Origin of the sequence: Bradyrhizobium sp. BR13661, from assembly GCF_029892425.1 — a bacterium.
Taxonomy (GTDB): Bacteria; Pseudomonadota; Alphaproteobacteria; order Rhizobiales; family Xanthobacteraceae; genus Bradyrhizobium.
The window spans coordinates 273,638-286,582 of sequence record NZ_JARXWB010000003.1 but is presented as its reverse complement, the minus strand read 5'-3'; the positions used below and the strand labels follow the sequence as shown (position 1 = coordinate 286,582).

General features: G+C 64.3%; 8 protein-coding genes. 2 read left to right on the top strand and 6 right to left on the bottom strand.

Annotated features, from left to right (window positions below; translation table 11 throughout):
* Nucleotides 1–703: 703 nt before the first annotated feature.
* The 5 genes from M2427_RS06915 to M2427_RS06895 all read right to left on the bottom strand — a co-directional run bounded on the left by M2427_RS06915 (nt 704) and on the right by M2427_RS06895 (nt 8,046).
* Nucleotides 704–1,828: a metallophosphoesterase gene (locus M2427_RS06915; protein WP_280705609.1), complete on the bottom strand. Its 1,125-nt coding sequence runs from the start codon at nt 1,826–1,828 to the stop codon at nt 704–706.
* 141 nt (nt 1,829–1,969) lie between these two features.
* Nucleotides 1,970–3,097 carry an ABC transporter permease gene (locus tag M2427_RS06910; protein ID WP_280705462.1) on the bottom strand — a complete coding sequence of 376 codons (1,128 nt, stop codon included), beginning with the start codon at nt 3,095–3,097 and terminating at the stop codon, nt 1,970–1,972.
* 1 nt (nt 3,098) lies between these two features.
* Nucleotides 3,099–5,837 carry a ribosome-associated ATPase/putative transporter RbbA gene (rbbA, locus tag M2427_RS06905; RefSeq protein WP_280705461.1) on the bottom strand — a complete coding sequence of 913 codons (2,739 nt, stop codon included), beginning with the start codon at nt 5,835–5,837 and terminating at the stop codon, nt 3,099–3,101.
* Nucleotides 5,824–6,798, bottom strand: coding sequence for an efflux RND transporter periplasmic adaptor subunit (locus M2427_RS06900; protein WP_280705460.1), 975 nt, complete (start codon nt 6,796–6,798; stop codon nt 5,824–5,826). The genes rbbA and M2427_RS06900 overlap by 14 nt, the downstream gene beginning before the upstream one ends.
* A gap of 360 nt (nt 6,799–7,158) precedes the next feature.
* Nucleotides 7,159–8,046, bottom strand: coding sequence for a hypothetical protein (locus M2427_RS06895; protein WP_280705459.1), 888 nt, complete (start codon nt 8,044–8,046; stop codon nt 7,159–7,161).
* Between the two features lie 173 nt (nt 8,047–8,219).
* On the opposite strand from M2427_RS06895, the gene M2427_RS06890 reads away from it, so the two are divergent.
* Nucleotides 8,220–9,407, top strand: a complete 1,188-nt coding sequence (locus tag M2427_RS06890; RefSeq protein WP_280705458.1) for a CoA transferase — start codon at nt 8,220–8,222, stop codon at nt 9,405–9,407.
* Nucleotides 9,408–9,639: 232 nt separating this feature from the next.
* Here M2427_RS06890 and M2427_RS06885 read toward each other — a convergent pair whose 3' ends face one another.
* Nucleotides 9,640–9,825, bottom strand: coding sequence for a hypothetical protein (locus tag M2427_RS06885; protein WP_280705457.1), 186 nt, complete (start codon nt 9,823–9,825; stop codon nt 9,640–9,642).
* On the opposite strand from M2427_RS06885, the gene M2427_RS06880 reads away from it, so the two are divergent.
* Entirely contained in the window at nt 9,824–12,931 is a 3,108-nt protein-coding gene (locus M2427_RS06880) for a DEAD/DEAH box helicase (protein ID WP_280705456.1), read from the top strand. The genes M2427_RS06885 and M2427_RS06880 overlap by 2 nt on opposite strands.
* Nucleotides 12,932–12,945: the final 14 nt, after the last annotated feature.

Sequence of the window (12,945 nt, the reverse complement as noted above, 5' to 3'; positions counted from 1 at the left end):
ATTCGTGTCTGCAAGCCAAGCGAGTGGCGTGTAAACAAGCAGAATCTAGAGTTGAATATCCGATTTCCTGTGGATTTGCAGTTTTGAACCCACCGCAATTGGTGTCAGGACCAACCGCCGTCGTCATCTCCGGCATCGATCACGTCAGGGCACGCCTGCCCTGGAAAGGGGACTGGCGAAGCAGCGCCACTACGTCTCGGTTGATGCAAGGATTTTAGCCGCATTCTCCGCAGCCACAGCCAGGGCGCGAGATAGCTTGAACGCCTGATCCGACGTTACCTGGAAATGAACGAACGCCCGCGATGGCGACGGTTGCGCAGGTGACGACGTAGTAGCCGGCTCGCTTCGCCCGGTGTGATTCGAACTGGAGCGGGCTTTAGATCATCAGCTATGACCGCAGTGCTTGTTTTGAACTCGGGGCTGACGGTGGTTGCGGCGGGGCACCAGAGGGCTGCGCATGTAAGGTTTGCTGAGTCCGGGGTGTCAGAATGTGTCAGAGTGTCGCCGCCTGAACGCGGCCGACCAACTATTATCCAGTGGGTCGGGGCAAACAAAAATGAATCAAAGATGGAATCAAAGCCGGGATTCCGGTTAAAGAAACCCCTGTGCTATGGGCCTTTCTTGAGAGGTTCGATCCCTCCCGCCCCAGCCAGGCCACACCCATTCGCCACCAACTCCGTCCACCGAAACGGAACGGTCAGGATCAGCTGGCGTCCACCGGGCGTAGGGTGATCCGGGTCAGTTCGGAAGGGCGACCGAGCCGCAGCGCGAAGCCCGGCCAGAGCGCGGTGCCGTTGTTCACGTAGAGCGTCATTCCCTCGACATCGTAGCGGCCCGACACGTAACCGGCATTGGCGGGTGCCGCCAATCGGTCGATCCCGACAATCAGTCCGCCATGTGTATGCCCGGACAGTTGCAGGGTCACGCCGAGCTTCGCGGCGTGCCGCGCATCGCTCGGCTGGTGATCGAGCAGGATGACAGGGGCGCCTTCGGGGATGCCTGCAAGGACCGCGGCGAGGTCTCGCGCCGGATACTCCCTGTGACGTGACGCCCGGTCCGTGATGCCGGCGAAAACCAGTTTGCCGCCGTCGCGATCAAGAACGATGCACTTGTTTTCGAGCGACAACAGGCCAAGTTCGAAGAACTGCGCCATCCATTTGTCGTAGCCGAAAATGTATTCGTGATTGCCGGAGATCACGTAGACGCCATCGATCGCTCTCAAGTCCCGCAATGGCTCGATGTCGGGGCGCCGCGCATCGACGGTGCCGTCGATCAGGTCCCCGGTGATCGCAATCAGGTCGACGCCGAGCTTGTTCGATCGTTCGACGACGGCACGCGCCCAGGATGCAGGGAATAGGCGGCTGATGTGCAGATCGGTCAGTTGCAGAACGGTGTATCCGTCAAATTGCGGCGGGAGCCCGCGGATACCGATTTCGATGTCTTTCAGCGGCGGAATCCGCATCGCCTGCTGGACGCCGATCGCGGCCACGACGGCAGCCAGCAGAGCCAATCCATAGCGCACGCCATCGGGGGCGCCCACGATGCCACCATGGATCAGCATTCCCATGAGAAGCCCGACATCGAGCGCCAGCTGCAGCAGCGCGAGCAGGACGATTGTGCCGAACGCCCAGTTGAAGAGGGCAACCACCGGGCGGGGAAACTCCGGCGAGAACACCGAGCCCGACGACAGCTTGCTCCACCGGTGAAACTGCAACGCGACCAGCGCGAGCGCAGCCATCAGGATCTTGATCGAGAGCGGCAATTGCAGCGGCCAGATGAAGCGGGTCACGATCAGCAGATAGGCCAGGCCGAATATCAGCTGGGGAATCGGTTCGCTCCGGTTTTCATGGGCTGCAGCTTTCGTGCACGAGGTCTCTGCGGGGAGCTTAACGCCGGTCAGCTCGCTCAGTCTACCGGCGAGTTGGCATCGCGATTGACCGATGCGCGCAAAGCCCTTGATGTCGCCGAACTACTGCACCCGTGCCAGCATCCGGCGGAAACGGGCAAGCGCGACCGCCAGGAAGATTGCGCCAAGCACGACAATCGCGACGAGATGCGGCCAGATCTGGTCGATGCCGGCGCCCCGACACAACACCGACTGCGTGAATTGCACGAAATGCACGGCCGGCGAAACCTGAATCGCGACCCGGAGCGGCTCCGGCATGGCTTCGAGCGGAGAGGCCCCGCCCGACAGCATGTTGAGGATGAGGAACACCGGGATTGCGAGCAGCGCGAACTGCGGCATGGTGTTGGCAATGGTCGCAAGGAGGATGCCGAGCGAAGCGATGGCGAAAAGATAGAGCACCATGCCGGCAACGAATAGCGGGATCGAGCCCACGATCGGCACGTGCAATACGCCCTTGATCACGATGAGCAGCGACAACGTGCCGAAGAACGCCACCACCAGCGCATTGGCCCAGATCTTTCCGGCGGCGATCTCGTGCGCGCGGACAGGCATGACCAGGAGATGTTCGATGGTGCCCCGCTCGCGCTCGCGAATGACCGCCGCGCCGACCAGCAGGATGGTCAGCATGGTCAGGTTCTCCACCAGCGCATTGATCGCCAAATGCCAGAAGCCTTCCAGGTTCGGATTGAAGAAGGCGCGTTCGACGCTGCGCACCGGCAGTTCGCGCGCGATGCCGCGGGAATGCAGGTAGTTCGTCGTCTCCTGCTGCAGGATCGAGGACACGTAGCCGGCGCCGACTGCGGCCTGTGTCATGGCCGTAGCGTCGATGTTGAGTTGCACCGCCGGATCACGTCCGTTCAGCACATCGGCCTGGAACCGTGGCGGGATGTCGAGCACGAAGGCATACTGACCTTCATCCATGAGGTGGTCGACGGCAGAACGGTCGACCGGGACGGGACGGCGGAAATAGGGCTGTAGCAGCGCGTCGGCGATGCGGGTGGACAGCACCGAACGATCGGAATCGACGATGGCGATCGGCGCGTTGTTGACGTCGGTCGTGATCCCCGTCGACTCGCTATAGACGCTGAACGAGAAGGAATAGACCACGAAGAACGCCAGTACCATGTCACTTGCGAGACTCGCGAGCTCCTTGACGCCGAGGCGGAACACGTTGGAGAGCCAGCGGGTCATTTCAGCCGTCCTGTTTGCGTAACAAGAGGCTCGCCGCCACGAGATAGGCAAGACCGAAGGCGAGCAGGATGAGATGGTTCGGATAGAGCTCGACGAAGCCGCGCGCCTTGGTGATGGTGCCCAGCGAAATGTTCTGGAACCAGAGCGACGGAAAGCTCATGCCGATGAAGCGACCGCTGCCCTGCAGGGCGGCGGCCGGGTAGAGGTAGCCGGAGAAATTGATCGCCGGGACGGTGCTGACGATGGCGGTGACGATGATCGCGGCGACCTGACTGCGCACGAAGACGGACACGAGAATGCCGAAGGCAGTAGAGGCGAAGACATAGAGCAGGCCGCCGAGCGCGAGCGCGGCAACCGAGCCCTTGACGATCACGCCGAAAGCAAGGCTCGCCAGCACCAGCAGGCTGACGAAGCTTGCGCAGCTGAAGAGAATGTAGGGTAGCTGCTTGCCGAGCAGGAATTCCGCGACCGTCGCCGGCGAGGCGTAGAGATTGGTGATCGATCCGAGCTCGCGCTCGCGCACCACGCCGAGGGCAGCGAGCATTGACGGGAACAGCACCATGAAGATCATGACCAGTCCGGGGGTGAGCGCGAACACGCTGCGGAAATCCTGGTTGTAGCGAAAACGCGGCTCGAGCGAGGCCGCCACCAGGTCCGGCACCGCGCCGCGGGTGCGCCGCGCGAGGTCCTCGACATAGGAAAGCACGATGCCGTCCACGTAATTGCGCGTCGTCTCGGCGCGGAAGGGCGTGGCACCGTCGAGGAAGAAGGCGACCTCGGGCTGGTGGCCGGCGACGAGATCGCGGCCGTAGCCGGGCGGGATGTCGATCACCAGGCGCAGATCGCCGGTGCGCAGACGGCGATCGACCTCCGTCTCGCTGTGCAGGGGCGTCATCTGTCTGAAATAGCGCGAGGCGGCGAAGCTCTCGACCAATTGCCGGCTGTCGGCGCTATGGTCGCGATCGAGCACTGCGAAAGACAGGTTCTCCACGTCGAAGGTGATGCCGTATCCAAAGGTCAGAAGCAGCAGCAGCGGACCGAGCAGCGCAAAGCCCAGTCGCACCCAATCGCGCAGCAGTTCGCGCATCTCGCGGTAGCTGAATGCCCACATGCGGCGCAGCGATGCCCGCAGGCTGGCAGTCGGCAGCGGACGGGCTGCCGCCGAATTCATCCAGACCGCGTGCGCCCCTTCATCGACCGTCCCGTCGGGATCGGCCTCTTCGAGATAGGCGATAAAAGCGTCCTCCAGGCTGGCAGTGTGCTTGGCCTGCCGCAGCTCTTCCGGCGTGCCGATTGCAAGCACCTTGCCGGCGTGCATGAGGGAAACGCGGTCGCAGCGCTCGGCCTCGTTCATGAAATGCGTCGACACGAAGATGGTCACGCCGTCGCGCCGGGACAACTCGCCAAGCAGGCGCCAGAACATGTCGCGCGCGGCGGGATCGACCCCGGAGGTCGGCTCGTCGAGGATCATCACCTCGGGGCGATGCAGGCATGCGGCGGCAAGCTGCAGCCGCTGCCGCATCCCAAGCGGCAGGCTCGGCGGCTTGCTGTTCGCCGCCTCGACCAGGCCGAAATGTTCCAGAGCGCGGTCGGCAACCTGCTTCACCTCCGCTTCCGCAATACGATAGAGGCGCGCATGCAGCTCGAGATTCTTGCGGACCGTCAGCTCCTCGTAGAGCGAGAAGCCCTGTGACATGTAGCCGACGCGCAGGCGGGTGGAAAGGTCGCCCGCCTCGACGGGACGTCCGAGCAGCTCGGCGCGTCCGTCGCTGATGTCCAACAGGCCGGTGAGCATCTTCATCGTCGTGGTCTTGCCGCAGCCGTTCGAGCCGAGAAACCCGAAGATCTCGCCACGCCGGATGCTGAAGCTGACATGATCGACGGCGACGAAATCGCCGAACCGGCGCGTCAGCCCCTCAGCCACGATGGCCGGCTTGCCGTCAGCGCTCGGTGGCAAAGGCGCGATGGGCACCGTCTCGGCCGCGACGCTGCCGCCGTGCAGCGCGACATAGGTCTGCTCGAAATGCTGAGTTCCGGTCAGCCTCAGGAGCTCGGCGGGTGCGCCCTGCGCCAGCACGCGGCCGGCGTCGATCGCGACGACGTGATCGAAGCGCTCGGCTTCTTCCATATAGGCGGTGGAGACCAACACCGTGAGCTGCGGACGCTGGGCGCGAATGTCGTCGATCAGCCGCCAGAACTGCCGCCGCGACAAGGGGTCGACGCCGGTGGTCGGTTCGTCGAGGATGAGCAGGTCGGGATCGTGGATCAGCGTGCAGCACAGCGACAGCTTCTGCTTCATGCCGCCCGAAAGATTGCCGGCCGGCCGGTCGGGAAACGGAGTAAGGCCGGTCGCTCTCAACAATTGCTTGATGCGCGCCGCGCGCTCGGTCGCCGACTGGCCGAACAGGCGGCCGAAATAATCGATGTTCTCGGCGACCGATAGGCTCGGATAGAGATTGCGCCCGAGGCCCTGCGGCATATAGGCGATGCGCGCCATGATGTCGTCGCGGTGCGTGCGCGAGGCGATGTCGCCGCCAAGTGTCCGGATGCTGCCGGCCTGCAAGCGGCGTACGCCGGCGATCAGCGCGAGCAGGGTCGATTTGCCGACGCCGTCGGGCCCGACCAGCGCCGTGGCGTTGCCGGCGCGGACGGACAGGCCGATGTCGGCCAGCGCCGTTACCTTGCCATAGCGGTAGGTAACCTCGCTGACTTCAACCGCGAAAGGCTCAGCCGGCGACATTGGGCAGCCGGATGGCCAGCCAGGCGGGCCAAGTCGCGTTCGGAGTCACCTGGACATAGGCGTTGCCGCTGAGGCCGGCTTTGACGTAGTCCCGGTAGCTGTCCAGCAGCTTCGGGTCGATGGTGAGCTTGACGCGGTACATGAGCTTCTGCCGCTCGTTCTGCGTCTCGACCGTCTTCGGCGTGAACTGCGCCTCGGCAGCGACGAAGGAGACAGTGGCGGGGAACACGGCGTTCGGAACCGAGTCGAGCACGATACGCGCCTGCGAGCCGAGCGCGATCCGGCCGCTCTCGCCGGTCGGCAGGAAGACGGTCATGTAGACGTCGGAAAGGTCGAGGATGGTGACCACGCGGCCGCCCGCAGCGACCACCTCGCCGGCCTGCACCAGCTTGTACTCGACGCGGCCGGACACCGGCGTGTGCAATTCCGAATCGCTGAGCGTCGCCTCGATCTGCGCGACCTGGGCGTCGGCGGCCTCCCTGGCCGCATTGGCTTCGACCATCGCCGCGCGCGCACCCTCGATTTGTGCGGCAGCGACGAGGCTTTGTGCGCGGCGCCGTTCGAGATCGGCCCTGGTTCCGGCGGACGTCTGCTCAAGACGCGTCGCGCGCTGCGTCTCGATCTCGGCGAGGTCGTACTCCGCCTTCCGGATGTTGATGTCGGCCTCGGCATGGGTAGTGGAGGCTGCGGCGCGCTGAACCGCGGCCTTGGCGCCGGCAAGTTGCGCGCGCAGCTCCATGGTATCGAGCGCGGCGATCAGCTCGCCCTTCTGGACGGCATCACCTTCCTTGACGAGCACTTGCGCCACCCGTCCGGGCAATTTGGAGGCGATGTCGACGCGCGTCACTTCGATGCGGCCATTGGCGGTCGCAAGCCCGACAGGGGTTTGCACCGCCATCACTTGCGTCCAGTAGAGATATCCGCCTGCAGCGAGCGTAAACAGGGCGGCGATAGCAAACATTGCGGGGCCACGCATATTGAGCGCCATGTCTTTTTGATCAACGGTCCTACGAATGCTTTGAATAGCCTAGGATCGTCGGAGCAGCTTGAGTTAGCTCAATGAGGCAGTTCTTGGCTGGCCTTGCGGTCAACTTGGCAATGATTTGCCCAAGATTTGGCCAAGATTTGCCCACCGCCCCTGACGCGCTCGCGGTTGGATTTTTCGCTGTCAGCGGTTGATCTGTAATGATCGGATTTTGGGCTCAGGAGAGGAGACTTTTCGCCTTTCTTCCAAACGCGCCCTGAAATCGTTGAATCATCAAACTGGTCTTGATTTCGCCATTCGGAGGTTCGATCCCTCCCGCCCCCAGCCAGGTGCTCCCTACCCCTCGTATTGATCCGGCCCCATGGCCCACGATGCCTGGTCGTGGCCGTAGGCGTAGTTGCGGTTGTTGACCACGGGGTTGCGATTGACCATCGGCCGCATGAACATCGGATGCGTTGCGCTGCGCACCTCATGCTCCACCGTGAAGAGAGGCTTGCCGCTGTCGAGCTCGACGATGTCGCAGAAGCGGTATTGATACTGATTGTCCTCGCGCGAGATCAAATCGCGCGCCAGCAGCTTGCGGTAGGGACCGGAAAAATCGGTGATGTACATCTGCACATGGTGGCCGTCGTAAGCGGGCTGCGGCCGATCGGTCTCGCGGAACAGGAGATGCTGGTTGCGGCCGGTCTTCACCGCGACAACCTTGCCGTCGCCGTTGCGCAACGCCGCCGGCATGCCCATGATGTCAGGATAGAACGCGCAGATCGCCTCTGCCGATCCGGCCGGGACGTCGAACTCGACATAGGGAATGCCGAGCGTGATGCGTCCGAAGCGCGCGGCGTCGGGTTCGTGGACGCGAATGCGGTTGCCCCAAGGGCAGGTCGCCTCGACATAGTCGTTGTGCTCGGCATATTTGAAGGCCGTGCCTTCGAGCTTGCCTTTGACCGAAGCCAATCGCGCCAGCAGCGCCTCGCGTCCTTCGATGACGAGCCCGGTATGGCCGCGCAGCACCTGCGGCTTGCCGCTGGGCAGATGAAACTGGCTTCGTCCGACGTTGATCCACATGTTGGTGTCGGACACCATCAGATAGGGATCGCGCGTCAGCCCGAGGCCGGTGACGTAGAATAGCGTCGCGAGGCGCTGGTCAGGAACCTGGATGTTGACGTGCTCGAAATGGATGGCGTTGCCGAGATCTTCTGCGGACCTGTCGAATTGTTGCGGCATTGATGTGCGCTTCTCGCTGGAGGGACGGAGAGCCCGCATACTAGAGCAGAATTTCCGCGAGCCGAAACACTTCGCCAATCACATCTTGAAGGCAAAGGATCGTGTGCGCTGCACACCTTGCCGTGACGGTCATTCCCTGTAATCTGGCCGGAAACAGATAAGGAATGAGGTCGATGGGGGGAGTTCTGGAAGGCGTGCGCGTCCTCGATTTCGGGCGCTATATCGCGGGGCCCTATTGCGCGACATTGCTGGCCGAGTTCGGTGCCGAGGTCATCAGGGTCGAAAAGCGCGACGGCAGCGAGGATCGCTTCGTTGCACCGGTCGGCGCAGGCGGCGAGGGCGCGCTGTTCCTCCAGGTCAACCGCAACAAGAAGTGCATCACGCTCGATCCGATGAAGCCCGAGGGCCAGGAGGTGATGCGCCGGCTGATCAAGACGGCGGATGTCGTCGTCGCCAATCTGCCGCCGCAGACGCTTCTCGCGATGAAGCTCGACTATGATTCGCTGAAGGTCATCAAGCCGGACATCATCCTGACGACGGCAACCGCGTTCGGCGGACCGGGACCGTGGTCCGACCGCGTTGGCTTCGACGGCGTCGGGCAGGTGATGTCCGGCGCGGTCTACATGACCGGCGCCGGCAATCCGCCTTATCGCGCGGCGGTGAACTGGGTCGATTTCGGCACCGCGCTGCACTGCGCGTTCGGGACGCTCGCAGCCCTGATCGAGCGCGGCAAATCCGGGCGCGGGCAGATCGTCGAGGGCGCGCTGCTGGCGACCGCTTTGTCCTTCACCAATGCGACGCTGATCGAGCAGGCCGTGATCTCAGCCAATCGCGTTCCGACGGGAAATCTCGGGCAGACCGCCGCGCCGGTGGACATCTATCGCACCAGGGACGGCTGGGTGCTGTGTCAGGTCACCGGCCATCCGCTGTTCAAGCGCTGGGCGAGGCTCATGGGCGAGGAAGAGCTTTGGCTGAACGATCCGCGTTTCGCCGACGACATCAGCCGCGGCAACAACGGCCCCATCATCAGCGAGCGCATGGCGCGCTGGTGCGCCGAGCGTACCACGCAGGAGGCGGTCGACACGCTCGGCAAGGCGATGATTCCGGCCGGGCCTGTCTTGAGTCCGCAGCAGGCCCTCGATCATCCGCACATTCGCGCCGCCGGCTTTTTGCAGGATGTCGACTATCCCGGTCTGCCGAAGCAGGCCCCCGTTGCGCGTGCTGCCGTCCGGCTGTCGGAAACGCCCGGCGAGATCGCTGCGCGTCCGCCGACGCTCGGTGAGCACACTGATTCCGTGCTGGCGGAACTCGGCTACGACAAGGCTGAAATTGCAGCGCTGCGGCAGGGCGGGATCATTTAGTCGCGACCTGATGACAGCAGTGGAAATGATCCAGCGCGTCTGCTAGACGACTGGCGGCTTTCCTCGCGCCTTTTGCGTTAGCCGGCGATGTCTGAGTCGCACGAGGATTTCGGGGTGGGCGTGCGATCGCGCGCCTCGTCCCATATGCATGACCATTCGCAACCGAATCGACATGAGTTCGGCGGCGCGTGGCATTGACGATTGCCTGCGACGAGAAACGGATTCACGTGCGTCATTCCAAGATATTGCGGCCAGCAGCCAAAAGCTCGCTCAAGAAGAGCGCGCCAGTCAAGAGTTCGCCCAAGAAACGCTTGCCGGCGAAGAGCCCGACAAGCAGGCGTTCGCCGAACACGTCTTCGCCAAAGCCGGGCAAGGGCAAGCCGCGCGCCGTGATCTCCTCGTCGTCGCCGCTGGGCATGATGGCGCTGCATCTGCTGGCGCAGTGGAAGGACTCCGGCCGCAGCGGCCTCGTGTTCCTCGCCGAGAGCGAGAACCGGGCGGAGCGGCTCGGCAGCGTCATTCATGCGCTCGATCCGTCCTGCGAAGTCCTGGTATTTCCGCGGCTGAACACGCTGCCGTTCGATCAGCTGGAACCGTCGCGCGAGATCGCTGGCCGCCGCGCCTCGGTGCTGCGGCGCCTCGCCAAATCGAAGCAGCCGATCTTTCTGGTCACCACGGCCGAAGCCGTGATGGAGCGCTTGCCCGCGCCTGCGAGCCTGTTGCGTCTGAATACCAGCCTGAAGGTCGGTGGTGCCTTCTCCGAAAGCGAGCTTCGCGTTCGCTTGGAAGAGCTGGGCTACGATCTCGATGATGAGCCGGATTATCCGGGTGGCGCCCTTTTTCACGGCCAGACTTTTGAAATCTTTCCCGCAGGTGCGCTGGGTCCGTTCCGGGTCGAACATTCCGGGCGCGCGATCAAGCGGATCGTGGCGTTCGACCCGCACGCGCACGAGATCATCTTCGAGACCAAAGAGCTTCTCGTCGATCCCATGTCGGAACGAACAGCCCTGTCGGGCGCGCGCGCCAAGCGCGCGACGTTGTTCGACTATTGCGGCAAGGCCAAGTGGATCGCGGATGCCGGCGTTCCCGTGCATGCCGATGCCTGGCTGAGCACGATCGAGGAGGCCGGGGGCCGCGCGGACAGGGAGCGGGAATATCTCGGTCGATCCGACTGGAAGCAGGCCACGCGTGGCATCAAGGTGCTGGCGCGCACCTCGCCGTTCCAGCCGATGCCGGAATTCTCCAAGCTGTCATCCGCGAGGAAAGCCCTGCGCGCCTTCGTCGAGGACGTCAGGCACGACGGTTCGCGCTTCATCCTCGTCGCCGCGATCGAGGAAGATTTGCGCGCAATCGAGCGGATGAGCGGCGTGCGCGCGGAGCGCGTCGCGGATTGGGCGGAGGCCGAGGCCGCGAGCCAACGCGACGTGGCGCTGCTCGCCGATCTCGACGCCGGCTTCGTCATTCCAGGCAAGAAGCCTGCCGTCGTCCTGACGGCAACCGACGTGCTTGGCAGCCGCGCGCATCATCCGCAGCCGATGGCGCGCAGCTGGAGCGCGGCGTTCGATCACGCCGACGTGCCGGAGCAGGGCACGGTGGTCGTGCATCTCCAGCGCGGCATCGGCGTGCTCGACGGCCTGCAGACCGTCAATACGGGCGGCGGCGCCATGCGCGAGCTGGTCCGCCTGTCCTTCGCCGGCGACAACGCGGTCCTGGTGCCGCCGCCTGATCTGGCACTGATGTGGCCCTACGCGACAGAGCAAGGCAAGCTCGCACTCGACAAGGCGGATGGCAGCACCTGGTGGGCCCGCCGCGGCGAGGCGGAGCAGGAGATCCAGTCCGCCGGCAAGGTGCTCGCCAGGCACATCAGCCAGCGCAAGCGGCGCAAGGCGGCCAAGCTGGTGCCGCCGGGAGCGCCTTACGAAAAATTCGTCGCGCGCTTTCCCTATTTCACGACCATCGATCAGGCCAAGGCCATCAACGACGTGCTGGACGATCTCGCATCCGGCCATCCCATGGACCGCGTGATCTGCGGCGACGTCGGCTTCGGCAAGACCGAGGTGGCGCTGCGCGCTGCGGCAGCCGCGGTGCTCTCGGGCAAGCAGGTGGCGATCGCGGTGCCGACGACCGTATTGGCCCGGCAGCACCTCGCGACCTTCCGCAAGCGCTTTGCGCCCCTCGATATCGAGGTAGGCAGCCTGTCGCGTGCGGCCTCTGGCGCGGAAGTGCGCGACACCAGGGAAGGCTTGCGCAGCGGCCGGATCAAGGTGGTGGTCGGCACCCAGGCGCTCACTTCGAAGGACGTGAAGTTCGATGATCTCGGTCTCGTCATCATCGACGAGGAGCAGCATTTCGGTGCGGCCGAGAAGGCCAAGCTGTCCGGGCTTGCGAAAAATGCCCATACGCTCTGGATGAGCGCCACGCCGATCCCACGCACGCTGGCCGCGGGCCTTGCCGGCTTCAGGGATCTCAGCGTCATTGCCTCGCCGCCGGTACATCGGCTCCCGGTCGCGACCAGGATCGCGCCGCTGTCGGATGCCGCGATCGCCTCGGCCTTGCTGCGCGAGCAGCGGCGGCATGGGCAGAGCTTTCTGATCTGTCCGCGCATCCAGGATCTGGAGCCAATGCTGGCGCGGGTGCAGGCGGTGGCGCCCGATCTCAAGATCGTCTGCCTGCACGGCAAATTGCCGGCCGACGAGATCGACGAGCGCATGATGACCTTCGTCGAGGGCAAGGCGGACGTGCTGCTGGCCACCAACATCGTCGAGAGCGGCCTCGACATCCCGCGCGCCAACACCATCGTGGTGTGCTGGCCGGAAAATTTCGGCCTCGCCCAGCTGCACCAGCTGCGCGGACGCGTCGGCCGTGGCGGCATCCGCGCCTTTGCCCATCTCCTGACCGAGTCGGCCTCGGTGCAATCCTCGAAGCGGCTTGCCGTGCTGGAAGAGTTCAGCCGGCCCGGCGCGGGCTTTGCCATCAGCGAGCGCGACCTCGATCTCCGCGGCGCGGGCGATCTGTTCACCGAGCAGCAATCCGGCCACGTCCACGTCTTCGGACCCATCCTCTACAGCCATCTCCTCAAGATGGCCTCGGAGAAGGTCGATGACGGCATGTCCGTGGTGTGGGTGCCCGATCTCAACCTGCCGGTCGCGGACATGCTGCCCGCGAGCTACGTGCAATCCGCGCCCGTGCGGCTGGAGCTCTACGCCCGTGCCGCGCGCTGCGCCAGCGAGGACGATCTCGAAGATCTCGAGGAAGAGACCTCTCGCCGCTTCGGGCCCTTGCCGCAGGCCGCCCGTGACTTCTTTGCGGCGGCGCGGCTGAGACTGGATTGCAAGCGCCGGGGCATCATCCGGCTCGACGTCGGGCAAAGTGCGGTGGCTGCGACGTTCCTGCCGGGACGGCTGCGGAAGTCCAAGGGAAAGACGCTGCAACGCGACGGCGATCGCGTCGTCTATCACAGCCCGATGCGCGATGCCCCGTTCGAGCGGGTCGAGGAATTGCTGGAGCTTCTCGACGAGTCGTGAACTGGGGCTTGCCT